The organism is Acinetobacter sp. 1424608, assembly GCF_000588255.1.
Lineage (GTDB): Bacteria > Pseudomonadota > Gammaproteobacteria > Pseudomonadales > Moraxellaceae > Acinetobacter > Acinetobacter nosocomialis.
In genome coordinates this window covers 18,767-43,683 of the sequence record NZ_JFXL01000003.1, presented here as the reverse complement: position 1 = coordinate 43,683, position 24,917 = coordinate 18,767, and the positions used below count along the sequence as shown (strand labels likewise).

Below are 24,917 nucleotides of genomic sequence, written 5' to 3'. Positions count from 1 at the left end.
TAAGCAAAAGTCTTTGTTGATCAGAGGGTACTTCCGTGTACCCCTGCTCAACAGGTGACATCCATGTCACCCCACCGCGATAGCATATTAAGGCTATAGATATAAAGAATTAATCCTTGTCTCCAGCAACTACCTTATAAATAATTGCACCAATCACAGCACCTAAAATCGGCGCTACCCAGAACAACCACAGCTGACTTAAAGCACCAGTTTGAGCAAAGAATGCAACACCTGTACTACGTGCAGGGTTCACAGAAGTGTTTGTAACCGGAATACTGATTAAGTGAATAAGCGTTAATGCAAGACCAATCGCAATAGGTGCAAAACCAGCAGGCGCACGACCATGTGTTGATCCTAAAATAACAATCAAGAAGAACGCAGTAAGTACCACTTCAATAATAAAAGCAGAACCTAAACCAAATTTATTTGGCGATAAATCACCAAAACCATTGGTTGCAAACCCGCCCACACCAGTAAAGCCAGCTTGACCTTGAGCGATAATATAAAGAACAAATGCAGCAGCAGTCGCACCAACCACTTGCGCAACAATATATGGAATTAAATCTTTAACATCGAAACGGCCACCGACCCAAAGACCGACACTGACCGCGGGGTTAAAATGTCCACCAGAGATATGCCCTAGAGCATAAGCACCAGTGAGTACGGTTAAACCAAAGGCAAGGGCTACACCTGCAAAGCCAATACCAAGTTCAGGGAAAGCTGCGGCTAACACTGCGCTACCACAACCACCAAAGACTAGCCAAAACGTACCTAGGAATTCAGCAAAATATTTATTCATTGTGATTACTCATCTATTGATCTATTTTTTAATTAATGTGAAATATGTCACAAAAAATTAAGCATGTGACTATATGAAATTTTTGTTTTCAGTGTTGTTTTAATCAAGAAAAGATTTGTAAGTTTTGGTAGGTTATTCTTTGTCTAAAAATTGATCTCTCCATTGTTGCGGTGTTTGATTGGTCCAATGCTTAAATGCTCTTTGAAATGCGCTTTGTTCTGAATAACACAGCAAAAGTGCAATCTCTTGTAGGCTTAAATGCGGATCTTTTAAATACTCGGTTGCGAGCATAAAGCGTACTTGCTGAACACGTTCCTGAAAGGTGGTGTTCTGCTGTTGTAAATGCCGTTGAAGTTGCCGAACAGACAAGCCTAATTGCTTGGCAATATATTCAATTTGGTACTGATTTTTTTGTAAGCCAGTCAAAATTGAATGCTGTAAACGTTGATCAAGTTGAGTTGAATTGGGTAACTGTTCTAAAAGTGCTTGTGCTTGCTGGACCAATAGCTGCTGTAGAGTGTGGTCAGCGCTGCTAAGCGGTTTATGAATTTCGGTAATTGGAATAAGTAACTCTGTACGGGGCTGGCTAAAACGAACAGGGCATTGAAAGTACTGCTCGTAAACCCTGATATTTTTAGGGGCAGCATTTAAGAAACGTACTTCATGTAAATGTACATCTTCATGAGACATAAAAAGACGTAAGAATTGAATCACCAGTGCAATCGCGATTTCATCGGTAAGTTGAGTCGGGGGTAACTCAGTCGCTTCCCAGCGAATAGAGCCATATTGACCTTGTAACTCGACTACTAAAGGACTTCCGTCATAAATTAGGCGGTGAAAGTCATGATAGCGAATTAAAGCTTCACCTAAGTTATCGCAAGATAGAGCAAGGTAGGCAATTATTCCTAAGTGTTTGGGCTGAACATATTTAGCAATTTCTAGCCCTAAATCCGGCTTCGGGTCGAGTTTATAAATGACTTCTAATAGATCACGCCAAACTACATAGTCAAAGCGTTCCAGATTTTGTATTTGTTCTAATTGTTCCGGAATAGCTAAGCCATTAGCTTCGCAATAAGCTTTTAATAGATGTCCCAGTCCTCCATATACCGAGCCGGTATAATTTTTTAGTTGTGGCATCCTTGACCACCTCTTTCTTGTCGTAATTTGTCAATGAAACCATAAATTCTGGTCAATACCTAGCATAGCGAATTTTATATTCTAAATAAAAAGAAAAAGGAGTAAGGCGATGCTAAAAGGGTTTATTGCAGGAATTGCAGTTGCGAATGCATTTGAATGGGTGGCGCATAAATATATTTTGCATGGTGTACACCGTGCTGGACAACCGCGTTATAGCCCAGTACCAAGAAGCATGGAGTCCCATTGGGCACACCATCGTGAAGTCCGTAAACAACAGTTTCATGATGATTGCTATGTTGAAGGTGTTAGTAACTGGCGAACTAAAAATGAGTTAATTTCACTTGCTGTGGTGGCCACTGTTTCAAGTGCAATTTTCTATCCATTTTCAAAAGGTATGGCACTCGCAGCTTGGTATAGCGCAGGAAATTATTATTATATTCATCGCCGTGCACATTTAGAACCTGACTGGGCAAAGCGTAAAATTCCGTGGCATTACGACCACCACATGAACTCGAACCAAGACGCCAACTGGTGCGTGACCAAACCTTGGTTTGATTATGTGATGGGAACACGAGTGGTGTCTTCGGCAGACCTAAAAGAACAAAACCCTTTGGGGATACGGTTACCTACTGCGCTTGCTAAGCCACTCTCTCAAGCTGTAGAAAAAATCTTTCCAGCAAAATGGGTCGAGAAAAAAGAAAAGCCTCAACTCGTTAGTGACATCAATGTAGTCGATGGTGCTGCATAAAAAATAAAGGGGCATATTGCCCCTTTAAATATAAATAAGTTTACAAGCGCATTTCGATGCCTTGTTCAGCCAAATATTGTTTAGCTTCTGGAATCGTATATTGTCCAAAGTGGAAAATACTTGCTGCCAATACTGCATCGGCACCACCTTGTAAAATACCATCTGCAAGGTGTTGTAAGTTACCTACACCGCCTGAGGCAATCGTTGGAATGGTCACGCGGTCATTAATGGCACGCATTAAGGCAATATCGTAACCTGCTTTAGTGCCGTCGGCGTCCATACTGGTAATGAGTAACTCACCCGCACCGTAGTCAGCCATTTTTACAGCCCATTCAATCGCATCAATACCCGTTGGTTTACGGCCACCGTGAGTAAAGATTTCCCATTTGTTGTCGCCAGTTTTTTTTGCATCAATCGCAACCACAATACATTGTGCGCCAAAATGCTGAGAAGCTTCTTGAACAAATTCCGGATTAAATACGGCAGCCGAGTTAATACTTACTTTGTCTGCACCTGCATTTAATAACGCACGAATATCTTCAACCTTGCGTACCCCACCACCGACAGTTAAAGGCACAAATACAGTCTCGGCCATACGTTCAACAGTACGGTAAGTGGTATCGCGTCCATGATGTGTAGCGGTAATGTCTAAGAAAGTAATTTCGTCTGCACCTTGTTCGTTATAGCGACGTGCCACTTCAACTGGGTCGCCCGCATCACGAATATCGAGGAATTGAACGCCTTTAACTACGCGTCCGTTATCAACGTCTAGGCAAGGAATAATACGTTTAGCAAGCATAGCTTTTTCCAAAAATAATCGCCGTTGGTGAAAGTTCCTACACAGGCGCTACACCTTCATGGAGGGAAGAGGTATTCTATCAAACTTCACAGATGTTTTTTGCAGGTTTTCCATGTCGGTTTATACCCCGTTGAGTTTAGATGAAGTTCGCACCTTTGCTGCACCTTATGGATTAGAGGTGTTGGAGCTGAACCCAATTCAGGGAGGTATTCAAAACACCAATTATTTTCTGGTTGATGTAAACCGCAAACAATATGTACTCACCGTGTTTGAAGAGTTAGATGCACAAGGTGCAGGCGAACTTATTCCTGTACTTGAGCAATTAGGTACTCATGATGTACCCGTTGCCGTGCCATTAAAGCACAGCGGCCAAGCGGTTCACTTTATTGCGGGTAAACCTGCACAAATTGCACCACGTTTAATGGGTCACCATCCCATGCAAACTACAGTAGCCCAAGTTGCTGCAATTGCAGATGCACAGGCGAAGCTACATGTAGCTTTACAAGATTTTCCGCTTGAGCGTGAATATCGACGCGATCATCAATACTGGACTGGCGTTGCAGAGCAGCTTAAGCCAAATATGTCTCAAGATGACCAAGCTTTACTTGAGCAGGTTTATCAAGCTTTCAATGCGAAAACAGCACAGTATTTGAACCGACCAACAGGTTTTATTCACTCAGATTTGTTCCGTGACAATACATTGTTTGAAGGCGAGCAACTACAAGGTATTTTAGATTTTTACGAGTTAAATCAAGATGAGTTGCTGTTTGATATTGCGATTACCATCAATGATTTTTGTACCGAATATCCAGCAGCACATTTAAACTCAGACAAAGTGGCAGCTTACTTAGCGGCGTATCAAAAAGTTCGTGTGCTTACTTCAGATGAACTTGAATGTTTAGATGTATTCTTGGCAATGGCAGCGTGCCGTTTCTGGTCAATGCGTTTACAAGTTGCTCAAAAAAATAAAGAAGAAGGACGTACAGGTGACGACATTTTGCAAAAAGATCCGCAAGAAATGCGAGCAATGATGCAAGACCGTTTAAGTCATGTAAAAGCATAAAAGGAATAAAGATGCGAGATCAGGGGCGTTTAGTCGAATGGTTCGACGAAAAAGGTTATGGCTTTATTCAGCCGGACGATGCTGAAAAAGAGCGAGTCTTTTTGCATATCAAAGATTTTGCACGCCCCGGTCCTCGGCCAATTATTGGCTGTGCACTAGAATATTTGGTCATTTTGGATGAACGAGGCCGTTTTCGTGCCCAGCAAGTCACCTATTTAAAAGCATCTCAAACTCGTAAAGCTTCTAAATCAACAAAAACAGAATCTTCATTTCAAGCAAAACCATGGTCTGCTATGCAAATGGGGATCGTATTTTATTTTGTTTTAATGGGCATTATGAGCTTTATGCATGTTCTGCCAGCTTATACTTTATTGTTTATCTTAATGATGAATGTCTTAAGTTATTGGCTATATTCACAAGATAAAGAGGCTGCACAACTAGGCAATCGCCGTGTTTCTGAACAGACTTTGCACATTGTAAGTTTTTTAGGAGGCTGGCCAGCTGCGTGGTGGGCACAACAAAAACTGAGACATAAAACACAAAAACAACCATTTCGTAAGATTTATTTTTGTACCATATTCTTTCATTTACTTTTGATTTTGTGGCTAATTTCTCCTTTAAACGTTTTGCGGGGATCATAAAAGTAAATTGTTTTATTACACTTGAGAGGTATAAAAATGAATAGTTCTATCGACCAAGATCCAAATCGTACTTTAACACTTATTTTGTATGTACTTTATATTGTTGCCATTTTTACAGGCGGCTTACTTGCGATTATTGCTTTAATTATTAACTACGTAAAACGTTCTGATGTACAAGGTTCAATTTTTGCGAGCCACTTTACATGGCAAATCAGAACATTCTGGTGGTATTTGGCTTGGAATATTATTGCCTTTTTGCCGTTTATTTTCTTGTTCTTTACAGGCGAAAATACTGATCTATTTGCCGGCGTTGCGATCTCTTCAACCGTATTCTGTGTAGGTGTCATTGCAGCGGCATGGATCTGGATTGTATATCGTGCCATTCGCGGCTTGATTGCGTTAAATGATAACCGCCCGATGTATCAATAAATCATGATTATTGAACATGTGCATTTGAGTATAAAGCCTGGGCAAAGTGAAGCATTTCTTAAAGCATTCGAGCAGGCAAAACATATTGTTTATCCAATGGAAGGCTTTAATGCTGTCCAACTGATTAAGCATGCAACTGACCCACATCATTATATTTTAATGATCTCTTGGGATGAGATTGAGCATCATACCGAAGGGTTTAGAAAGTCTGAGGCTTATCAGGAATGGAAGAAATTGCTTCATCCATTTTATGATCCAATGCCGACGGTTGAGTACTACGAGCCCTGCATTTTATTAAAGAAAAAATAATAGATATAAAAAAAGAGAGCTTAAGCTCTCTTTTTTTATTCTCGAATTCTTTTAGTTTTTTTAATGGGTAACTTAAGTTTTAACTCACTAACTAAAACACCTAAGACCACTAAAGCACCGCCAAAAAGGGCAATCAGTGGTAAACGCTCACCTGCGATTCGGCCAATAACCCCCGCCCAAACAGGTTCTCCTGCATAAATAATTGCAGCACGTGAAGGGTCAACCATACGCTGAGCCCAGTTCATTACAAATTGAATCAGTGCGCTTGCTAAACCTAATGTAACAGCTGTAAGTACAAGCGGCCATGAAAATGCTGGAATTGCATGTTCACCCACCATAGGCATAATGGCAAATGAAAGTAGAGACGCGACAGCGAGCTGAATGATGGTTACACGGCGTAAATTTACCTTTCCAGCAAAGTAACTAATAAAAATAATTTCCAAAGCAATCGCAAGTGATCCGAGTACTGTTAAAAGCTGCCCAAAACTTAATGAAATTTGCTCAAAACCATTCCCTGTCAATAAAACAAGACCAGTAAAAGCTAGAGCTGCTCCCACCCAAGTCATGGCATGTGGTGTCTTTCTAAAGATGAGCCACATTAAAATAGGAACAAGCGGAACATAAAGCGCCGTTAAAAAAGCCGATTCACTACTCGGAATGGTTTGCAGGCCAATTGTTTGAGTTCCATAGCCGCCTATAATCACTAGACCAATCACACTACCAGCACCTAAGTCTTTTAACGTAACGCCTTTCATGCTTTTGAATGAAATAAGCAATAACGTTAGTGCTGCTACAGCAAAGCGGCAGCCTACAAAAAACATAGGCGATGTAAAATTCAGTGCATATTGCACTGTAAGAAATGTTCCGCCCCAAATCATAGTAATCAAAACGAGTGCTAACTGTGGGGCTTTGCTTGAACTCAAAGAAATTGGTGACATACTCAAAATTAGAATGAATTGTGCAATATACTGCACATATTGCGCTATTCTTCTGTTTTGTGCAATATATTGCTCAAATTTTCTTTACTACCTATTCTATGAGCCAGTCGAGTACCGTTTTACAGCACGTAGGCACAAATATTCGTTCATTAAGAGATGAGCGTGGTTTAAGCCAACAGGAATTGGCAGATCAGGCGGGTGTAAGTAGACGTACTATTGCTGCTTTAGAGACAGGACAAGTCAATATCAGCCTAGCTAAGCTCGATGCGATTGCGATAGTGTTGGGCGTAAACTTTAGAACGATTGTAAGTGCACCAGAGCATAAAGAACACGCCTTGGTTAATGTACTTGCTTGGCAAGGCGAAAAAGAAGAAAGCAAAGCAACTTTACTGGCTTCAGTTCCATCCCACAGCCAAGTTGAGCTTTGGACGTGGTCATTGGCAGTAGGGGAGTCTTATATTGCTGAAGCAGACCCAGAAGGGTGGCAAGAACTTATTTATGTATTAGAAGGCGAGCTAACCATACAATTTGCAGATAGCTCAAAAACCATAGCTGCCGGTTCTTCAATTATATATGCCAGTTCAGTAACTTACACTTATATTAATAGTGGTAATCAAGTGCTTAAATTTATTCGTAATGTGGTGTATTAACTTTAAAGTCTTTTCAAAATTATATGAAGAATTTGGTTTTATATAGTGAATTTATCTTATTTAAAAATTTGAAAATCTAATTTTAAACAAAAAACATGAAGAACAATAAATAAGACAAGTTATGATATTTCTTATGTAATGAAATTATTTTTAACTCGTTTTAATAGAAAAAAGATAGATAAATGAAGTTTTTATTAAGTTCGCAAGATATTCAGAACTATAAATTTATATGGAATATTTCTAAAGAAAACTATAAGAAACAAAGAAGTAGTATGTTTCTTATGTTTTTATTAGTGGTATTTGCGGCATTTTTTACGACTTTATTGCCATACTTGCTAAAAATTATTATCGATTATTCTGCACACGAATATAATTTTTTACTCAATATTCAACTCCCATTTAATTTTTTATATCTACTTGTAGTTGCCTACGCGACCGCATGGTTAGTCAATGAGTTATGCCATTGGACACAAAATATTTTTGGGGCTTATTTGATGGTCGATTTCAAAGGATCATTAATTTCTGCAGGCTTGAAAAATTATTTAAATCTTAAAAAAGATGCACAAGATCAAATTGAAGCGGGAACAGTAATGAGTGATCTTGAAAGAGGAAGTACTGCTTTTGGTGAGATTAATTTAACGTTAACTTTTTATTTAGGACCAATTATTTTTCAATTGGTAATGATTTTTGCGGTTTTGTTTACGACTATTAGTCTACTTTTCAGTATTAGCTTTTTATTGGTCGCTATTATTATTTTTATTGTGTCTTTTCATATAAATAAAAAAAGTAGTTCACTATTCGATGCCATGTATGAAAAAGACAATTTAGTGAATAGTCATTTAATACATCAAATATCTAACTCCTATGAAATTAAAGTAAAAAATGCAGTGCCGTTTCAGTTATCAAAATTTAATGACACTCTAAATTTATATATCACAACTGCAAAAGATAGGAATAAGAAAATAGGATTATTGATGATTTCTCAGTTGTTTATGATCTTTCTATTCTTACTTATTTTTATGTTATTTACCGTATTTCTTTCAACTGACAAGCAATTGACAGCTGGGGCTTTCGTATTGATAAGTACTTATATTATTCAACTCACCAATCCATTTTTGGCTGTTTCCCAAAGTTTGATGCGGTTAAATGGCAACTTTGTGGCTTTAGCAAAATACCGACAGTATTTTAATCTCAAGAAAGAGCAATATACATCATCTACCATTCAACATTCTCAAGTCTTATTCCAATTTACAAATGCTAAATTTTTGTTAGGAAAAAGGGCAGTAGATCATTTTAATTTAACAATCTTGGCTAATAAAACGTATGTCGTGATTGGCCAAACAGGGCTAGGTAAAACTTCTCTGATGAATTATTTAATGGGGGTATATCAAATTCAGTCAGGGCAGCTTTTTTATAAAAATATCGATATTAGTCATAATTTTTCTAAGCATATTTTTGATGAAGTGGTCTATGTTGCCCAGCAACCTGTTATTTTCCCTTATTCTTTAAGAGAAAATTTGATTTATAACTCTCAGCATATATATGAAGATTCTTACTTAATTCAGATGCTTGAGCAGTTTAACCTATCGCATATTTTGAAAAAGCATCAGTTAACGCTCGATGATGATCTTACTGAAATTTATAAGAATTTTTCAGGGGGAGAAAAGCAAAGGATTTGTATCCTTCGAGGTCTATTAGCACGCCCACAACTCATTATATTAGATGAACCGACCGCAGCTTTAGACCTAGATACTGCAAGAGATATACTTGCATATATTCAGCAAGTCGTTCCATCTGTGGTTATGATTACGCATTCACCTTATGCAATGGAACTGGCAGATGAGGTGATCGATTTAGAAAAACTATTAAATTAGAAATGATTAAAATAAAAAAGAGCCTAAAGCGGCTCTTTTTTACATCTTAAAAATTAAAGACGATTTTCATCTAATAAAAGCTGAGCTTCACGAAGGTTTAAAGTACCTTCATAAATTGCGCGGCCTGTAATCGCACCTAAAATGCCTGGCTTGCCTTTTAAGTTACGAACATCATCAAGGTTCGTTACCCCACCTGAAGCAATCACTGGTAAACCTGAGTATTGAGCCAAGTTGACAGTTTGCTCAACGTTTACACCTTGCATCATGCCGTCGCGCGCAATATCGGTATAAACAATGCTAGATACGCCAGCATCTGCAAAACGTTTTGCTAAATCAGTTGCTTTTACGTCGGTAACGTTTGCCCAACCGTCAGTTGCAACCATACCATTCATGGCATCAATACCAACAATGATGTGGCCTGCAAAACGCTTACAAGCTTCTTCTACAAATTCAGGCTCTTGAACGGCTTTAGTCCCGATAATGACAAAAGTCACGCCAGCTTCTAAGTAGTGTTCAATTGTTTCTAATGAGCGAATACCACCACCAATTTGAATTGGTAACTCTGGCTGAGCTTTAGCAATTGCTTCAACAACAGGTTTATGGATAGGCGTACCTGCGAAAGCACCATTCAAATCGACCAAATGCAAACGACGTGCGCCTTCATTTACCCAATGTTGGGCAGTTGCAACCGGATCGTCAGAGAAAACGGTATCGTCTTCCATACGCCCTTGTTTTAAACGCACACATTTACCATCTTTCAGGTCAATTGCTGGAATGATTAGCATGCTTTCGCTCCTTGCTTCATCATGTTTATGAAATTGTGCACATCTTAGCAAAGTATTGATCAATCGCTAAGCCTTAGAAAAGACTTTTATAACTTTACGCATGAAGTGCGGTTTGAATCGTTTGTGAAATGTGAGCCGGTAATAAGTTTTGTTTACGAAGCTCTAAAAATACTAGTAAGGCAGCATAAGCATCAGCGGCGGCATAACTGATTTGCTGTGGTGTAAGTGGCTTTTGCGCCCAATTTGATGTTCCGACTTTCTTTGACTTTGAAAGATATTGTCCAAATAACAGTGCTACGGCTTTTTGTACACCCATTTGCTGGGTAAAACCAAAGTGACTAAAACCTTTAGCAAGGTCAATGCAGCTTTCAAGCTCTATGCCTTTTTTATGAAAAATGTGCTTATCATTCTTAAGACCAAAGCCGACTTTAAGTTGTTTTTGGTTCGATAAAATAGGTTGTAAAAATTTTAAAGTCGATGAATTGACATGAAATAAATAGGCTTTATGTTCAGTGGCAAGTTGAATTAAGTGTGGACCTGTCGAGACTTCGCCCACTCGAAATGTCGGTTTAGATTCGGAATCAAATCCTAAAAAGATCGCTGCTTTTAATTCTTCTTCAATCGTTTTGCATTGCTCAATATTTTCAATCACCACAATATTTTGGTGGTTAAGATTTTTAAAAGGTGGAAGCTGCTGAATAGAGGCTTTATCAAGGAGGGACGGGGCTTCGGACATATTTCACAGCGTACAAATAAATTGAGCTATTCCCTTTATATATGAATAAAGCCTAGAGAACTAGGCTTTAGGAAACTTTAAAAATTATTGAGACTGAGATGGGGACCCAATGATAACGCTTTCGCTTTTTTCAACATAGCCTTCATAGGTAGGAGCCATGATTGTGGCAACAATAGCAAAAATGACTGCAAGTGGAATAAGCGCAATATAAATCCAGCCTAAAACACGTTCCCAGCTTGGCGTTGGACGCTTTGGTCCATAATCATTAGGACCTTCAGTTCCTTTTGCACAGAATAAATAAATGGCAAGGCCAATGTTCACGACCGGTACGAGCATGAGTAAAGATAACCAACCTGTATTATTACGGTCATGCAAACGGCGAATAGTAAATACGAAGCTAATATAAATACCGACGATATAGAGAATGGCAATAGCGATGATGCCCGGCGCAGTAAAACCTGGGGTGCCCTCATTTTGTGTAAGACCGAAAGTAAAAATAATAAGTAGAACAACAGCAGCGAGGGTTAACGTAAATAGGAAGGTCCAAGCAGCATAAGAGAGTCGTCCAAAACGTCCATTTGCCTTAAAGGGCGAATCTTGCTGAAGTGGCTGATTTTCAAAAGGTGAATTCATTGTGTTTATCCTGTTCATTTGGTTTTATTTAAAAGTATGAATATTCAATATTTTGTTGAATAAAATATCATTCTATAAATGATTGCTTGTTATTATAAATAAAAAAACAGATCAGGCCATCTAGACCTGATCTGTTTAAAGCTTTTGTGAAATTAAATATTCCATTCCACAAAGTTTTTCAGTAACTGTAAACCTGCAGTGTGACTTTTCTCTGGGTGGAATTGAGTCGCAAATAAATTATCTTTGTGAATTGCCGTACAGAAGTTCACGCCGTATTCACATGTTGCAGCTACAAGATTTTCATCTTTCGGTTCAACATAATAGCTGTGTACAAAGTAGAAGCGAGCATCTTGATCTATGTTGTTCCACATCGGGTGACTTGGGTCCATTTGGTGAACTTGGTTCCAGCCCATGTGTGGGACTTTTAAGCCTTCCATTTGAGGAAAGTGTTTAACAACACCTTCAAAAATACCTAAGGCATCTACACCGCCATTTTCTTCAGAGCTTTGTAGAAGCGCTTGCATGCCTACACAAATTGCAAGAACAGGTTTATTAAAAGCAGCGTTGCGTACGACTTCATCAATACCTGCTTCACGCATGCCTTGCATACAGTCACGCATTGCCCCAACACCCGGGAAAACAATTTTGTCGGCTTGTGCAATTAATTTTGGGTCGTTAGTTACATCGACTGTAGCGCCTACATGCTCAAGTGCTTTAGCAGCTGAGTGTAGATTGCCCATGCCATAATCAAGTAACGCGATACGTGTCATTAGAGGCTACCTTTTGTCGATGCAATCGTGTTTTCAGCACGTGGATCAATTTCACATGCCATACGCAAAGCACGAGCTAGTGCTTTAAATACACTCTCGATTTGATGGTGGCTATTTTTACCTTTCAAGTTATCAATATGTAAGGTCATAAGGGCGTGGTTTACGAAACCTTGGAAAAACTCGGAAAATAAGTCTACGTCAAAGGTGCCGATGCGCGCGCGAGTAAATGGAATATCCATAAATAAACCCGGACGACCAGATAAATCTACAACCACACGAGATAAAGCTTCGTCTAATGGCGCATAAAAATGACCATAACGACGTAAACCTTTTTTATCACCTAAAGCTTGTGCAAAAGCTTGTCCAAGCGTGATACCGCAGTCTTCTACGGTATGGTGATCGTCAATCTCTAAGTCTCCATCACAATGAATATCGATATCAAATAAGCCATGTCGCTTGATTTGATCAATCATATGGTCTAAAAATGGAACTCCGGTGTTTAGTGTGCCTTGACCAGTACCATCGAGATTTAAACGAACTCGAATTTTGGTTTCATTGGTATTTCTAACCACTTCACTGATACGTTGCGTCATGGACACGTTCCTCAAAAAACGTCAAAAATGATTGGATGTTAACGACAATTTCGCTGTGACGAATTCGTGACAGCATCATAGTTTGCTCAGGAGGGTTAATCAATGCCTATTACCGTACATGCTTATAGTTCTCTAGATAATTCAGAGATCCGCGATCAGCTTGAGCGACTGTATGACACAAGTCCGGAGTTTGGTGACGGGCACGATGCGATTGAACAACTTGAACAAGATTTACAGCAGTATACCACGCTATACACTGCCGAATTTAACACCAAAATTATAGGTGCAATCTGGTGCTCAGGACAAGGCGAAAGCAAGGTACTTGAATATATTGTTGTACACCCAGCTAACCGTGGTCGTGGGGTAGCTGAGCGCTTGGTAGAAGAAGCCTGTCGTATAGAAGAATCAAAAGGCGTTAAAATTTTTGAGCCAGGCTGTGGTGCCATTCATCGCTGCTTAGCGCATATTGGTAAATTGCATAGTTAAAATTCTATTTTTACTGTACTTGTGATTTAAAATTAAACACTTGTTACAAAAAATACGGAAGTTGCTTGACGTCTTCTTATAAACATTGTTTAATACGCCCACTTCGGCGTGATAGCTCAGTAGGTAGAGCAACGGATTGAAAATCCGTGTGTCCCCAGTTCGATCCTGGGTCTCGCCACCATTATTTGTGTTTTCAATCCCTGATCCCATCAGGGATTTTTTTTAAGTATAAAAAATACTCATTTAAATCAGAAACTCAGGATAATTGTTGACTATTGTTCTGAGATGCGGCTTAATACAGGCCATCGGCGTGATAGCTCAGTAGGTAGAGCAACGGATTGAAAATCCGTGTGTCCCCAGTTCGATCCTGGGTCTCGCCACCATTATTTGTGTTTTCAATCCCTGATCCCATCAGGGATTTTTTTTAAGTATAAAAAATACTCATTTAAATCAGAAACTCAGGATAATTGTTGACTATTGTTCTGAGATGCGGCTTAATACAGGCCATCGGCGTGATAGCTCAGTAGGTAGAGCAACGGATTGAAAATCCGTGTGTCCCCAGTTCGATCCTGGGTCTCGCCACCATATTCAAAAAAGCCCCACACTTTAAAGTATGGGGCTTTTTTCATGCCTATTTATTTAATAAAAAATATTAAGACTTTACTTGTGTATAAATCTCATTTTATCCACAAGCAAACTCAGTTATCCCCAACAATGTTTGAACTTTCTAGAAATGGCTCAACTGAAATTTGTCTTTAGTCGTGAGGACTATCATTAATGAGTCGTTTTCCTAAACATACGGCTTCTACTTCGTCATAACCGAGCTGTTCGTAAAAGTTCAGCACATTTAGATTGTCTTTACGCACCAATAATTGAAGTTTTGGGCAGCCGCGAGCGATAAGGCGCTTTTCAAGCTGCTGAACAAGCGCTGTAGCGATTCCTAAGCGTTGTTGGTGGGGATGAACAGCTAAATAGTTAATCCAGCCTCTATGACCGTCATAGCCGCCCATGAGCGTGCCAATTAATTGCTCATCTTTAATTGCAACCAAAAACAAATCATCCTGTTGTGAGACTTTTCTAAATATATCGGTTTCAGGATTATTCCATGGACGGGTTAGGTCGCAGCTTTCCCATAAATTGACCACATCATCCAGATCTGCATTTGTAAATTGACGAATAATAAACATATGGATTTCTACTTTTTGTTTTGATGTATTGAAAAGATAAAATAAAAATACGCAATTGAGCAGTAGTTTGTGAATAATTTAAACAAATAAAAAAGCACCCCCGTAGGAGTGCTTAAATTAAATATATTGCTTACGCTGATTTTGCAACAGGTGCCGCTTGAAGCATTTGACCTGTTTCTTCGAAGTTTGCATGCCAAGACAATGCTTCACGAAGTAAATGAGGAGTATGACCACCTTTGGCACATGCACGATCAAAGTAGTCGTTCAGTGCATCACGGTAAAGCGGATGCACACAGTTATCAATAATTGCGCGAGCACGTTCACGAGGTGCTAAGCCACGTAAGTCTGCTAAACCTTGCTCTGTTACTAAAATATCAACGTCGTGTTCACTGTGGTCAACGTGGCTTACCATTGGCACGATAGAAGAGATATCGCCACCCTTAGCAATTGATTTGGTCACAAAAATTGCCAAGTGAGCATTACGCGCAAAGTCGCCTGAACCACCGATACCATTCATCATTTTAGTACCACATACGTGAGTTGAGTTCACGTTGCCGTAAATATCAAACTCAAGTGCAGTGTTAATGCCGATAATACCTAAACGACGTACAAGCTCAGGGTGATTCGAAATTTCTTGTGGACGAAGTACTAATTTGTCTTTGTAAGCTTCGATATTGCCAAAAACTTTCTCACCACATTTAGCTGAAAGGGTAATTGAGCTACCAGAAGCAAACTTCATTTTACCTGCATCAATGAGTTCAAAAGTACAGTCTTGTAGTACTTCTGAGTACATGATGAGGTCTTCAAAATTAGAATCTTTTAAACCTGTTAATACTGCATTGGCAATTGAACCGATCCCTGCTTGTAATGGACCAAGGTTCTTAGGTAAACGGCCTTCAGCAACTTCTTTTTCAAAGAAAGCAATCAGGTGATTTGCGATGCCTTGAGTCTCTTCATCTGGAGGAGTGACTGTTGATGGTGAGTCATGTGTATCGTTAAAGACAATACCTACAATTTTTGCAGGATCGATCTGGATGGCTGTTGTACCAATACGCTCATCCACTTTTGTTAATGGAATTGGCGTACGTGTTGGACGGTAAGTTGGAATATAGATGTCGTGCAAACCTTCAAAGCTTTTGCTTAAAGAGGTATTGATTTCAACAATAACTTTTTCGGCAAAAATTGCGAAACTTGCAGAATTACCTACAGAAGTTGTTGGAATAATGCCGCCATCTTCAGTAATTGCAATTGCTTCAATCACCGCAACATCTGGACGTTTAAGTTGCTGGTTACGCATTTGCTCAACAGTTTCTGATAAATGTTGATCAATAAACATAACTTCGCCGTTGTTAATCGCACGACGTAAAGTATTGTCTACCTGAAATGGCATACGACGAGATAAAACACCTGCTTCCGTGAGTTGTTTGTCTAAGTCATTACCTAAGCTAGCACCCGTAATTAACGTGATTTTTAACGGATTTTTTTTTGCAAGCTCTACAAGTGCTTGAGGAACAGCTTTAGCTTCGCCAGCACGAGTAAAACCACTCATACCAACAGTCATTCCATTTTCGATGAATTGCGCAGCTTGTTCAGCACTGATGACCTTGTCATGAAGAGAAGCTAGGCGAATACGACTTAAAGACATTGGACATCCTCAATATTGTCAAAACATACCGGATTTTAGCTATGAAAAAATGAAAAGTGCATAGGTGTTAGGCTAAGGTCTAATTTTTTAAATAAATGGCGGTATAAATTTATTTTATGACTTTTAATGCATTGATTTATTTAGTATTTAATAAATTTTAAAATAGCGCTTTAAATGATCAATTGATCAAATTAGAAGCGCTCACTTAAAGTTTGTTTAATTTTTTCCAAAGGATTTGGCGTTGTGTTTTCTTCGGCCGCTGGTTTTGGAATAGGTAATGAAATAATCACTTCTAAACCGCCTTGTTCACGGTTATGAATTTGAATTTCACCTTGATGAATGTCGACAATACGCTTAACAATTGCAAGGCCTAAACCACTGCCTTGAATGGTCCTAGCAGAGTTACCTCTTACAAATGGTTGCATTAATTCTTCAATCTGGTCTTCTGGAATACCTTCACCATGGTCGGCAACCGTAATTAAAATATGTTCATTTTCAACTTTTGCACTGAGTTCGATTGGCTCCGCACCATAACGTTTTGCGTTATTAATGAGGTTGGCAATCAGACGTTTTAAAGAAAGGCTACGTGCAGGAATAATCGGAACATCTTGCACCTCAAAACGAATATCAAGCGGTTTAAATTGAACAATTAATTCTTGCAATAATATATTGATATTGGTGTCTTTTAATTCTTCATCTGAACCATCCCGCATATACGAGATGAACTGATTCAAAATTGCATCCATATCATCTACATCATAGATCAAACCTTCACGTAGAAATTCATCAGGCAACATTTCAGCGGTTAAACGAATACGTGTAAGCGGGGTTCTTAAATCGTGTGAAATACCCGCTAGCATAATCCGTCTTTCACGCTCGGTCTGCTCAAGTGTATACACCATGCGGTTAAATGCTTGGTTTACCTGACGAATTTCTAAAGGGCCATGGTTAGTATCTAAATATGGTGCTGTTCCAGACTTACTATATTCGTTGGCAGCATTTTGCAAACGACGTAATGGACGGTTCATTTGACGAATCAAAATTAAAATAATGATGGCCGAAACTAATGGCACACCCACAACCCAACCAATTAATAGCTCAGGACTATAGTTTGCATAGGTTTTTAAAGGCTCACGAACCCAATTGCCATGCATTTCTGGTGTTTGAATCCAGATGCGTGGGCTAGGTTTAAACTGGAAGTAAACTGTAACGTCTTTTGCGCCGATTTCATTTGCAAGTTTTTGTTCAACTTGGTTGGTAAAAAACTCCGCAATGACTTTATCGCGAACGCTTGGATACTCTTTAGGATCGGTTATATATTCAATGCCAACCCGATTACGCAACCAAGTGTCAACATCAACTTCGGTATCGCGATGAAAAATACGAATATTAGGGTTGTTCACTAGCTCGAGTTCAACAGCCAAATAACGGGCATGCTGTTGAATTTCGGGTAAATAGAGGGTTCGCCAAAAAAACCACAATGACATAAAGAGGCTAAAGAACACCACCAGCAGTACCAAAATTGTGGTACGCATGGCAGCAGAACGTGGCTTAATTTTGTCGAGAAAACGTTCCCATCTCGTCCGTTTACGCTCTGAATACGCAACGTAGTCGGTAAAGTTTTGCGGTGGTATTGGCTCTAAACTCACTCTAATTTATCTCAAGCTTATTCAGCACCATCTGGAACAAATACATAACCTACACCCCATACCGTTTGAATATAACGTGCGCGTGCTGGGTTATCTTCAATTAAACGACGTAGACGAGACACTTGAACGTCAATTGAGCGCTCCATTGCACCCCATTCACGGCCACGAGCCAAGTTCATAAGTTTGTCGCGCGTTAACGGTTCACGTGGATGCTGTACCAATGCTTTCAATACGGCAAACTCACCCGTGGTCAAAGTAACGATTTGTCCTTCACGAGTAAGCGTACGTGTAGATAAATCTAAAGACCATGGACCAAAGCTAACCACTTCAACTTGTTGGCTTGGAGCACCCGGAACTTCACGAACCTGACGACGTAATACTGCGCGAATACGTGCTAAAAGCTCATTTGGGTTGAATGGTTTCGGTAAATAGTCATCTGCACCAGCTTCAAGACCAGCAATACGGTCAGAGTCGCTACCACGTGCAGTTAGCATAATAATAGGTGTATCAATGTTTGACTGACGTAAACGACGACAGATACTTAAACCATCTTCAACGGGCAACATAAAGTCGAGTACGATAAGTGAAAATAACTCACGTTGTAATAAACGATCCATTTGTGAGGCATCGTGGGCAGTTTTTACAACAAAGCCTTTATCTTCCAAAAAACGTTGCAAGAGGGTACGTAAACGCACATCGTCATCGACCACTAAAATGCGTTCGACACGATCCGTTTCGTTATGTACGGTTTCAGGATGTTCAGCAGGTACAACTAAACTCATGATGTACTCCCTTTTAAAGTCATAATTTATATATTATTGGATCGGTTAGGCTTATTGCCAACAAGCCCTCAGTATAATGCCGATGTTCTTGTTAAGACTATGTATCAATTTGCTCAAAATTACAATTTTCGTAGGGGCTTGAAACCAAAAAACAACATCTTATGCCCATAATTTAGCAAAGCCTTAAAGAAAAAACCAAGCATTCGGTCACTCGTTAAATTCTATTCGATTAAATTTTAATAAATAATTGTTTCAAATAGATTATTTTAAAAATCAACGCTGCTTTTTAAAGCTTATTTTCTAAGAGGTTGAGAACTCATTCAAATATTAAAGCTTAATAATCTATTTAGACAGATAAGAAAAACTATAATTTTGTTCATTCTGATACTGTATCAATATGTTCATTTTCTCGTAATTTATATTAAAAATTTCATTTTACTTAACGGATATCCTATAAATTTCAGATTTTTTAAAAAGTAAAATATGGGTTTGAAGACCAAAATGAATAGCTAAAACGTTTTTTATGAAGTAAAGAATGTGAAAAATTCACAGTCAATACAAAAAAACGTTTTGAATACGCAAACAAGTGTGGATTTTATAGTCTTGGTCTTTATAATCAGTGCTTTTAAACTTTATCCTTGTGGGATCAAACACGATGACTGACTTAGTTCAGCAGTTGGCAAGTGAGCTTGCCGTACGTCCAAACCAAGTAGAAGCTGCCATCCGCTTAATTGATGAAGGTGCCAGTGTTCCATTCATTGCCCGTTACCGTAAAGAAGTAACACAAGGTTTAGATGATACGCAGTTACGCCAATTAGATACTCGTTTAGCGTATTTACGTGATTTATATGAGCGCCGTGAAAAGGTCATTCAGTCATTGCAAGAACAGAATAAATTGAATGATGACTTGTTGGCGCGGGTGAATGCAGCCGAAACAAAAAATGCTTTAGAAGAAATTTATGCGCCGTACCGTCCTAAACGTACGAGCAAGTCTTTCAAGGCGAAAGAAGCGGGTCTGGGGCCAATTGCCGAAAAAATTATTTCAGAACAAATTGATCCGACAGAAGCATTAGCTGGTTTTAGTCATGAAGACTACCCAGATGTAGAAAGTCAGTTAGACGCAATCCAGCATATTTTGATTGATGATTGGGCACAAAACATTGCGCTTACTACAGAATTAAAAGCGACTTTTGCAAAAACAGCAGTGCTAAAAAGTACTGTTGCTTCTGAAGAAAAGAAAGAAGTGGGCAAAAAGTTCCGCGATTACTTTGAATTTTCTGAAGGCCTCAACAAATTACCTTCTCATCGTTTATTGGCAATGTTACGTGGCCGTCAAGAAAACGTACTTGGTTTAAAAGTAGATGGTGAAGATGATGCACCATTGGCACGTATTGAAACTGAATACAACCTAGATCAAATTCAGCCACAAGCTCGCCAAGACTTCTTGAAGCAAACTGCAAAATTATTCTGGTTAGGTAAAGTTCGTCCTCAAATCGAGCATTCATTACTGACAGAAAAACGCCTTGCTGCCGAAGCAGAAGCAATGCAGGTATTTGCTGAAAACCTTCGTCATTTATTGTTATCTGCACCAGCGGGTAGCCGTACGACTTTGGGTGTTGACCCTGGTATTCGTACTGGTGTGAAACTGGCTGTTGTAAGCGATGCTGGTGATGTACTTGCTCACAGCACGATTTACCCATTTGCGCCTAAAGAAGACAAAGAAGGCTCTATTGCTGAGCTTGCACGTCTATGCCGTGAATATAATGTCGAGCTTATTGCGATTGGTAATGGTACTGCGAGCCGTGAAACAGAAGCTGTAGTTGCAGAAATGATGGCTGCAAATACAGACCTTAAATTAACACGTGTGACTGTAAGCGAAGCAGGTGCATCTGTTTACTCTGCAAGTGAACTTGCTGCAGCAGAACTTCCAGAGCTTGATGTTTCAATTCGTGGCGCAGTGTCTATTGCGCGCCGTTTACAAGATCCACTTGCTGAACTTGTGAAGATTGACCCGAAATCGATTGGTGTAGGTCAGTATCAACACGACGTAAACCAAACTGGTTTAGCAAAAACGCTTGATGCAGTGGTAGAAGACTGTGTGAACGCTGTTGGTGTTGATGTAAATACTGCTTCACCAGCAATCTTGGCTTACATTGCAGGTTTAAATAAAGCGATTGCTCAGCAAATCGTTGAATACCGTAAAGAACATGGCCGTTTTGATAACCGTCAAGCATTGAAAAGCGTACCACGTTTAGGCGAGCGTACTTTTGAACAAGCAGCTGGTTTCTTACGTATTCAAAATGGTTCTGAACCTTTAGATGCTTCTGCTGTTCACCCTGAAAGTTATGGTCTTGTCGAGAAAATTGTTGCAGCAAAAGCGACAACTGTTAAAGACATTATTGGTAATACTGAAATTATTCGTCAGGTGAAAGCAGAAGAGTTTGTTGATGACAAATTCGGTTTGCCGACTATTCAGGATGTTTTAGCAGAACTTGAAAAACCAGGACGTGACCCACGTCCAGAATTCCGCACAGCTAAATTCCGTGAAGACATTACTGAAGTTGCTCAGTTGACTGAAGGTATGCAGCTTGAAGGCGTTGTAACGAATGTGACGAATTTTGGTGCCTTTGTTGATATTGGCGTACACCAAGATGGTTTAGTTCATATTTCTGAATTAGCGAATGAATTCGTTTCTGACCCGCATAAAGTGGTAAAACCAGGTCAAATCGTACAAGTGCGTGTGATGCAAGTTGATGCTGAGCGTAACCGTGTGAACTTGAGTATGCGTGCAGAAGGTGCCGCGCCTGTTAAGGCACAGCGTCCACCGCGTCGTGAGCAAAATAACGAACAGCGTTCTGAGCGTAAGCCGCAAGGTAAGCGTCCTCAACAACCACGTAAAGATCAGGTTGAACGTCCACAACGTAGCAAACAAGAAAAACCACAAGAACAAAAAATTGGTGGTTTTGGTGCATTGTTACTACAAGCAGGAATTAAAGGTTCTAAATAAACTACTGGATTAAAAATTTGATTAAAGAAGCCTATCTCGATAGGCTTCTTTTTTATGTGGAAATAATAGGATAAGTAATGATTAAATATAAAAAAATTCGTGGAGAAAAAAGACGTATTAGAAAAATTAAACAGTGGATTGATGATCATCTTGACCTTGATATTGCATATTTAAAGCGATATCAGTGTGAATATGTAAAGTTTTGGGTAGACCCATGGGATAGGTTATCTCTGACAAATAGTCAGTATCCACAGCCTCAAGGTATATATAAGGAATTATTTTTTAATGGTTTGCTCCAAATATACATGTCATGGAAAGAACAATTAGATTTCTTAGATCAAGCTTATTATTTAAAAATATGGTTATTTGAAAATGATTTGAAGCGGTCACAGGTTGTTTGCGTAATTGGTGAAAAAATTGAACATTATCAAAATCTTTTTGAAAAACCATTAGATGAAACTTCTTTAAGTATAGTCGAGTGGCAAGAAGTGAACGATATGATGGAGAAAGTCAATTGGGAGAAGAAAGTAGAAATAACGTTATATGAGAAAGATTGGCTTGGTAGTCCTGATGACTATAAGACTCAAAAAAATTATCAAGATACAAAAAAATGGTTTAATAACAATGTAATTGAGAAATATCGAGAAGTAAAAAGAATTGATGGGGATGAATATTATATTGTTGAAACAGATAAAGTTTGGATAGGCTATATTTTATAAATCTAAAATAAAAATTATCTAATAAAGATTAATGTACTTAAGCATTTTCGTATCTTATTCAACTTTCCAAATCTATAAGTTGTTGTACCAGTAGTTATATTTACGAATAGTTAATCATGAGTATTTATTAAAAAATCACAGTGGTAAAGATGAGGTGAATCTTAAGATCAACAAAAACGGTGTGAAATCTACAATCAACTATACAACGTTATAGCATAACTCAACTTTAACCCTTTACCGATGTCAGACAATATCGATAAAGCCTTGAGGTAAGTTCATCACTTTCAGGCAGTTATATTAAAAATTGATTGTTTTTTTTATATTATAAATGGTTGTTTTTATGCCGGCTTTAGAACTGAAAAATAGATTTCATTTAAACGATCTCCTTTCGGGAGTGGTCGTATTTCTCGTGGCCTTACCTTTATGTTTAGGTATTGCCTTAGCCTCAGGTGCTCCAATCATTTCTGGTATTATTGCCGGAATTGTTGGTGGAATTATTGTTGGCCTGCTGAGTGGTTCTCACATCAGTGTCTCTGGCCCAGCAGCAGGGTTGACTGCGGTCATCCTTGTACAACTCGATCAATTAGGCGGCAATTATGCCGCCTTTTTATTGTGTATTGTATTTGCAGGAATTTTACAAATTCTGTTTGGTGTATTTAAGTTAGGTTTTTTTGCCAACTTTATTCCAAACAATGTCATTTTAGGATTACTGGCTGCCATTGGTGCCATTCTTATTGTGACTCAGCTACCGTATTTATTTGGGTTGACTGATTTTTCATGGAAAGACGTTTGGACTGCTACACCAGATACGCTTATCCAAAAGTTTGACACTGGCGCGGCGTTGATTGGACTGCTGAGCTTATTTTTAATTTTAGCTTGGGACAGCAGCCCACTTAAAAAATTAGCACTACCTTCAGCTTTAATTGCTGTGGTCATTGCTGCAGTTTTAAATTTTGTTTTAATGAATATTGGTTCATCTTGGGCAGTCCAAACCAATAATTTGATTCAACTACCAAATATATTACAAGCACCAGAAGAGGTATTGGTTTTTCCAGACTTTAGCTATCTGGCTGAACCATTAATTTATACCGGAGCAATTACACTCGCGATTGTGGCGTCTTTAGAGACATTACTAAACTTAGAAGCAGCGGATAAACTTGATCCTCAAAAGCGTTCATCTCCACCTAACCGTGAACTGTGGGCACAAGGTGCGGGGAATATTGTTTCAGGTTTAATTGGCGGCATGCCAGTCACATCAGTCATTGTCCGCAGTTCTGTAAATGCAAATACAGGCGCACGTAGTAAATATTCCACGATTATTCACGGCATATTATTGCTGCTAGCTGTTTTATTCTTTGTTCAACTCATGAACATGATTCCATTGTCTGCACTCGCAGCGATTTTAATTGTGACTGGTTTTAAACTGACTCATCCAAAATTATTTAAACAGCTTTATCAAAAAGGCTGGAAACAGTTTTTACCTTTCATTATCACTCTCGTTGCAATTTTACTGACAGACTTGTTAACCGGAATTTTGGTAGGTCTATTTACCAGTAGTGCATTTATTTTGTATGGCAACTTTAATAAAGGAGTTCGCGTATATAAAGAAAAGCATTTACATGGAATTGTGACGCGTATTGAGCTTCCATCACAGGTCACTTTTCTGAATCGTTCAGCGCTCATTTCTGCATTAGAGCATGTTCATAAAGATCAGCAGTTGATTATTGATGCCACTCAATGTGATTCGATTGATCCCGATATCTATCAGGTCATTCAAGACTATCAAAATGAGACGGCAGTTAAACGCCAAGTCGATCTTAAGCTTATTGGATTTAAGCAGCACTATGAAGAGGTGGATGATGCAGTTTTGGATATTTACATTAGTACGAGAGATCTACAGCGCAAATTAAGTCCGCAGCAGGTCGTTACTCTACTTAAAGAAGGTAATGAACGCTTTGTAAAAAATGAACGTTTACAACGTGATATTTACCGTCAAATTCGTGTCACCGCAGATGAAGGTCAGCACCCAATTGCTGCCGTGTTGGGATGTATGGACTCTCGGGCTCCAACTGAAATGATTTTTGATGTAGGTATTGGTGATCTATTTAGTTTAAGGATTGCCGGTAATATTGCAGGTCAAAAAGTACTTGGCTCACTTGAGTTTGCTTGTCAGGCAAAAGGTTCAAAAGTCATTTTAGTTTTAGGCCATACTGACTGTGGTGCAGTGACCAGTGCATGTCAGCTACGTTTACAGCAAAAGCAAGTTTCTGATGTCAAAGAAATGCCGCATATTCAATATGTGCTTGGCCCACTCATGCGTTCGGTAGAAAGTGTATATGACATTATGCAGCCACGTGAGTTAAACAAAGCTTTTATTAATCAGGTGACAGCAATGAATGTTCACTACAATATTCAATATATTATTAATAACAGCACAGTACTGAAAGACCTGCTAGATCGTGGTGAGATTGCAATTATTGGTGCGATTTATGATGTTAAAACAGGGCATGTTGAATTTTTAGATACTTAAATAGGATT

25 protein-coding genes and 3 tRNA genes are annotated in these 24,917 nt (G+C 38.9%); 14 read left to right on the top strand and 14 right to left on the bottom strand.

From position 1 onward, the window contains the following. Positions 1-109 precede the first annotated feature (109 nt). Together aqpZ and J678_RS08330 are read right to left on the bottom strand one after the other, a co-directional pair. Positions 110-799, bottom strand: a complete 690-nt coding sequence (gene aqpZ / locus J678_RS08335; RefSeq protein ID WP_002052229.1) for an aquaporin Z — start codon at positions 797-799, stop codon at positions 110-112. 132 nt (positions 800-931) lie between these two features. Further along, positions 932-1,936 carry an AraC family transcriptional regulator gene (locus tag J678_RS08330; RefSeq protein WP_032027246.1) on the bottom strand — a complete coding sequence of 335 codons (1,005 nt, stop codon included), beginning with the start codon at positions 1,934-1,936 and terminating at the stop codon, positions 932-934. Positions 1,937-2,045: 109 nt separating this feature from the next. Here J678_RS08330 and J678_RS08325 point away from each other — a divergent pair, with 109 nt between their 5' ends. Next, a complete protein-coding gene (locus J678_RS08325) occupies positions 2,046-2,684 on the top strand; it encodes a hypothetical protein (RefSeq protein WP_031955652.1) in 639 nt (212 codons plus the stop codon). 40 nt (positions 2,685-2,724) lie between these two features. On the opposite strand, the gene hisF is transcribed toward J678_RS08325, so the two are convergent. Next, positions 2,725-3,483: an imidazole glycerol phosphate synthase subunit HisF gene (gene hisF / locus J678_RS08320; RefSeq protein ID WP_000880078.1), complete on the bottom strand. Its 759-nt coding sequence runs from the start codon at positions 3,481-3,483 to the stop codon at positions 2,725-2,727. A 112-nt stretch (positions 3,484-3,595) separates the two neighbouring features. Between hisF and J678_RS08315 the strand changes: the two genes are divergently transcribed. From J678_RS08315 to J678_RS08300, 4 genes are read left to right on the top strand one after another with little or no spacing between them, the layout of a single operon-like run. Further along, positions 3,596-4,546, top strand: coding sequence for a homoserine kinase (locus J678_RS08315; RefSeq protein ID WP_031955654.1), 951 nt, complete (start codon positions 3,596-3,598; stop codon positions 4,544-4,546). Between the two features lie 11 nt (positions 4,547-4,557). Further along, complete coding sequence (locus tag J678_RS08310; protein ID WP_031955656.1) at positions 4,558-5,187, top strand: DUF1294 domain-containing protein; 630 nt, start codon at positions 4,558-4,560, stop codon at positions 5,185-5,187. A gap of 36 nt (positions 5,188-5,223) precedes the next feature. Beyond that, the gene (locus tag J678_RS08305; protein ID WP_001088854.1) at positions 5,224-5,616 is read left to right on the top strand and encodes a DUF4870 family protein; all 393 of its coding nucleotides are present in this window, start codon (positions 5,224-5,226) and stop codon (positions 5,614-5,616) included. 3 nt (positions 5,617-5,619) lie between these two features. Then, entirely contained in the window at positions 5,620-5,925 is a 306-nt protein-coding gene (locus J678_RS08300; RefSeq protein WP_031955657.1) for an antibiotic biosynthesis monooxygenase family protein, read from the top strand. A 35-nt stretch (positions 5,926-5,960) separates the two neighbouring features. On the opposite strand, the gene J678_RS08295 is transcribed toward J678_RS08300, so the two are convergent. Beyond that, positions 5,961-6,863: a DMT family transporter gene (locus tag J678_RS08295; protein ID WP_031955659.1), complete on the bottom strand. Its 903-nt coding sequence runs from the start codon at positions 6,861-6,863 to the stop codon at positions 5,961-5,963. Positions 6,864-6,961: 98 nt separating this feature from the next. Here J678_RS08295 and J678_RS08290 point away from each other — a divergent pair, with 98 nt between their 5' ends. Together J678_RS08290 and J678_RS08285 are read left to right on the top strand one after the other, a co-directional pair. After that, complete coding sequence (locus J678_RS08290; RefSeq protein WP_006582519.1) at positions 6,962-7,513, top strand: helix-turn-helix domain-containing protein; 552 nt, start codon at positions 6,962-6,964, stop codon at positions 7,511-7,513. Between the two features lie 182 nt (positions 7,514-7,695). Further along, positions 7,696-9,387 (top strand): ATP-binding cassette domain-containing protein, encoded by a 1,692-nt coding sequence (locus J678_RS08285; RefSeq protein ID WP_031955660.1) that lies wholly within the window; start codon positions 7,696-7,698, stop codon positions 9,385-9,387. A gap of 53 nt (positions 9,388-9,440) precedes the next feature. On the opposite strand, the gene hisA is transcribed toward J678_RS08285, so the two are convergent. The 5 genes from hisA to hisB all read right to left on the bottom strand — a co-directional run bounded on the left by hisA (position 9,441) and on the right by hisB (position 12,904). Beyond that, positions 9,441-10,172: a 1-(5-phosphoribosyl)-5-[(5-phosphoribosylamino)methylideneamino]imidazole-4-carboxamide isomerase gene (hisA, locus tag J678_RS08280; protein WP_002052186.1), complete on the bottom strand. Its 732-nt coding sequence runs from the start codon at positions 10,170-10,172 to the stop codon at positions 9,441-9,443. 94 nt (positions 10,173-10,266) lie between these two features. Then, on the bottom strand, positions 10,267-10,908 hold the full coding sequence (locus tag J678_RS08275) for a 3'-5' exonuclease (protein ID WP_031955663.1): 642 nt from the start codon (positions 10,906-10,908) through the stop codon (positions 10,267-10,269). Between the two features lie 84 nt (positions 10,909-10,992). Continuing rightward, positions 10,993-11,541 (bottom strand): DUF805 domain-containing protein, encoded by a 549-nt coding sequence (locus J678_RS08270; RefSeq protein ID WP_031955664.1) that lies wholly within the window; start codon positions 11,539-11,541, stop codon positions 10,993-10,995. A 152-nt stretch (positions 11,542-11,693) separates the two neighbouring features. Next, entirely contained in the window at positions 11,694-12,311 is a 618-nt protein-coding gene (hisH, locus tag J678_RS08265) for an imidazole glycerol phosphate synthase subunit HisH (protein WP_002052198.1), read from the bottom strand. Continuing rightward, positions 12,311-12,904, bottom strand: coding sequence for an imidazoleglycerol-phosphate dehydratase HisB (gene hisB / locus J678_RS08260; RefSeq protein ID WP_000194096.1), 594 nt, complete (start codon positions 12,902-12,904; stop codon positions 12,311-12,313). The genes hisH and hisB overlap by 1 nt, the downstream gene beginning before the upstream one ends. 102 nt (positions 12,905-13,006) lie before the next feature. Here hisB and J678_RS08255 point away from each other — a divergent pair, with 102 nt between their 5' ends. The 4 genes from J678_RS08255 (at position 13,007) to J678_RS08240 (ending at position 13,975) form a co-directional block, all read left to right on the top strand. Next, positions 13,007-13,390 (top strand): GNAT family N-acetyltransferase, encoded by a 384-nt coding sequence (locus J678_RS08255; RefSeq protein WP_002052206.1) that lies wholly within the window; start codon positions 13,007-13,009, stop codon positions 13,388-13,390. A gap of 105 nt (positions 13,391-13,495) precedes the next feature. Next, a tRNA-Phe gene (locus J678_RS08250) sits at positions 13,496-13,571 on the top strand. Between the two features lie 126 nt (positions 13,572-13,697). Beyond that, positions 13,698-13,773, top strand: a tRNA-Phe gene (locus tag J678_RS08245). Positions 13,774-13,899: 126 nt separating this feature from the next. Beyond that, positions 13,900-13,975, top strand: a tRNA-Phe gene (locus J678_RS08240). Between the two features lie 170 nt (positions 13,976-14,145). On the opposite strand, the gene J678_RS08235 is transcribed toward J678_RS08240, so the two are convergent. The 5 genes from J678_RS08235 to ompR all read right to left on the bottom strand — a co-directional run bounded on the left by J678_RS08235 (position 14,146) and on the right by ompR (position 18,653). Further along, positions 14,146-14,577 (bottom strand): GNAT family acetyltransferase, encoded by a 432-nt coding sequence (locus tag J678_RS08235; protein ID WP_002052234.1) that lies wholly within the window; start codon positions 14,575-14,577, stop codon positions 14,146-14,148. A gap of 130 nt (positions 14,578-14,707) precedes the next feature. After that, positions 14,708-16,222: an acetyl-CoA hydrolase/transferase family protein gene (locus tag J678_RS08230; protein ID WP_031955665.1), complete on the bottom strand. Its 1,515-nt coding sequence runs from the start codon at positions 16,220-16,222 to the stop codon at positions 14,708-14,710. A 35-nt stretch (positions 16,223-16,257) separates the two neighbouring features. Continuing rightward, positions 16,258-16,362, bottom strand: a complete 105-nt coding sequence (locus J678_RS22930) for a hypothetical protein (protein ID WP_079377474.1) — start codon at positions 16,360-16,362, stop codon at positions 16,258-16,260. A 51-nt stretch (positions 16,363-16,413) separates the two neighbouring features. Then, positions 16,414-17,871 (bottom strand): ATP-binding protein, encoded by a 1,458-nt coding sequence (locus J678_RS08225; RefSeq protein ID WP_031955667.1) that lies wholly within the window; start codon positions 17,869-17,871, stop codon positions 16,414-16,416. A gap of 17 nt (positions 17,872-17,888) precedes the next feature. Beyond that, positions 17,889-18,653, bottom strand: coding sequence for a two-component system response regulator OmpR (gene ompR, locus J678_RS08220; protein ID WP_000060753.1), 765 nt, complete (start codon positions 18,651-18,653; stop codon positions 17,889-17,891). A gap of 655 nt (positions 18,654-19,308) precedes the next feature. On the opposite strand from ompR, the gene J678_RS08215 reads away from it, so the two are divergent. The 3 genes from J678_RS08215 to J678_RS08205 all read left to right on the top strand — a co-directional run bounded on the left by J678_RS08215 (position 19,309) and on the right by J678_RS08205 (position 24,909). Continuing rightward, a complete protein-coding gene (locus tag J678_RS08215; RefSeq protein WP_002052244.1) occupies positions 19,309-21,660 on the top strand; it encodes a Tex family protein in 2,352 nt (783 codons plus the stop codon). A gap of 77 nt (positions 21,661-21,737) precedes the next feature. Beyond that, complete coding sequence (locus tag J678_RS08210; RefSeq protein WP_050456738.1) at positions 21,738-22,379, top strand: hypothetical protein; 642 nt, start codon at positions 21,738-21,740, stop codon at positions 22,377-22,379. A gap of 340 nt (positions 22,380-22,719) precedes the next feature. Further along, positions 22,720-24,909 carry a bifunctional SulP family inorganic anion transporter/carbonic anhydrase gene (locus J678_RS08205; protein ID WP_031953444.1) on the top strand — a complete coding sequence of 730 codons (2,190 nt, stop codon included), beginning with the start codon at positions 22,720-22,722 and terminating at the stop codon, positions 24,907-24,909. Positions 24,910-24,917: the final 8 nt, after the last annotated feature.

What these genes read in the sequence shown, in the direction of transcription:
- aqpZ (WP_002052229.1), bottom strand. Translation starts at nt 799, where the DNA reads ATGAATAAATATTTTGCTGAATTCCTAGGTACGTTTTGGCTAGTCTTT.
- J678_RS08330 (WP_032027246.1), bottom strand. Translation starts at nt 1,936, where the DNA reads ATGCCACAACTAAAAAATTATACCGGCTCGGTATATGGAGGACTGGGA.
- J678_RS08325 (WP_031955652.1), top strand. Translation starts at nt 2,046, where the DNA reads ATGCTAAAAGGGTTTATTGCAGGAATTGCAGTTGCGAATGCATTTGAA.
- hisF (WP_000880078.1), bottom strand. Translation starts at nt 3,483, where the DNA reads ATGCTTGCTAAACGTATTATTCCTTGCCTAGACGTTGATAACGGACGC.
- J678_RS08315 (WP_031955654.1), top strand. Translation starts at nt 3,596, where the DNA reads ATGTCGGTTTATACCCCGTTGAGTTTAGATGAAGTTCGCACCTTTGCT.
- J678_RS08310 (WP_031955656.1), top strand. Translation starts at nt 4,558, where the DNA reads ATGCGAGATCAGGGGCGTTTAGTCGAATGGTTCGACGAAAAAGGTTAT.
- J678_RS08305 (WP_001088854.1), top strand. Translation starts at nt 5,224, where the DNA reads ATGAATAGTTCTATCGACCAAGATCCAAATCGTACTTTAACACTTATT.
- J678_RS08300 (WP_031955657.1), top strand. Translation starts at nt 5,620, where the DNA reads ATGATTATTGAACATGTGCATTTGAGTATAAAGCCTGGGCAAAGTGAA.
- J678_RS08295 (WP_031955659.1), bottom strand. Translation starts at nt 6,863, where the DNA reads ATGTCACCAATTTCTTTGAGTTCAAGCAAAGCCCCACAGTTAGCACTC.
- J678_RS08290 (WP_006582519.1), top strand. Translation starts at nt 6,962, where the DNA reads ATGAGCCAGTCGAGTACCGTTTTACAGCACGTAGGCACAAATATTCGT.
- J678_RS08285 (WP_031955660.1), top strand. Translation starts at nt 7,696, where the DNA reads ATGAAGTTTTTATTAAGTTCGCAAGATATTCAGAACTATAAATTTATA.
- hisA (WP_002052186.1), bottom strand. Translation starts at nt 10,172, where the DNA reads ATGCTAATCATTCCAGCAATTGACCTGAAAGATGGTAAATGTGTGCGT.
- J678_RS08275 (WP_031955663.1), bottom strand. Translation starts at nt 10,908, where the DNA reads ATGTCCGAAGCCCCGTCCCTCCTTGATAAAGCCTCTATTCAGCAGCTT.
- J678_RS08270 (WP_031955664.1), bottom strand. Translation starts at nt 11,541, where the DNA reads ATGAATTCACCTTTTGAAAATCAGCCACTTCAGCAAGATTCGCCCTTT.
- hisH (WP_002052198.1), bottom strand. Translation starts at nt 12,311, where the DNA reads ATGACACGTATCGCGTTACTTGATTATGGCATGGGCAATCTACACTCA.
- hisB (WP_000194096.1), bottom strand. Translation starts at nt 12,904, where the DNA reads ATGACGCAACGTATCAGTGAAGTGGTTAGAAATACCAATGAAACCAAA.
- J678_RS08255 (WP_002052206.1), top strand. Translation starts at nt 13,007, where the DNA reads ATGCCTATTACCGTACATGCTTATAGTTCTCTAGATAATTCAGAGATC.
- J678_RS08235 (WP_002052234.1), bottom strand. Translation starts at nt 14,577, where the DNA reads ATGTTTATTATTCGTCAATTTACAAATGCAGATCTGGATGATGTGGTC.
- J678_RS08230 (WP_031955665.1), bottom strand. Translation starts at nt 16,222, where the DNA reads ATGTCTTTAAGTCGTATTCGCCTAGCTTCTCTTCATGACAAGGTCATC.
- ompR (WP_000060753.1), bottom strand. Translation starts at nt 18,653, where the DNA reads ATGAGTTTAGTTGTACCTGCTGAACATCCTGAAACCGTACATAACGAA.
- J678_RS08215 (WP_002052244.1), top strand. Translation starts at nt 19,309, where the DNA reads ATGACTGACTTAGTTCAGCAGTTGGCAAGTGAGCTTGCCGTACGTCCA.
- J678_RS08210 (WP_050456738.1), top strand. Translation starts at nt 21,738, where the DNA reads ATGATTAAATATAAAAAAATTCGTGGAGAAAAAAGACGTATTAGAAAA.
- J678_RS08205 (WP_031953444.1), top strand. Translation starts at nt 22,720, where the DNA reads ATGCCGGCTTTAGAACTGAAAAATAGATTTCATTTAAACGATCTCCTT.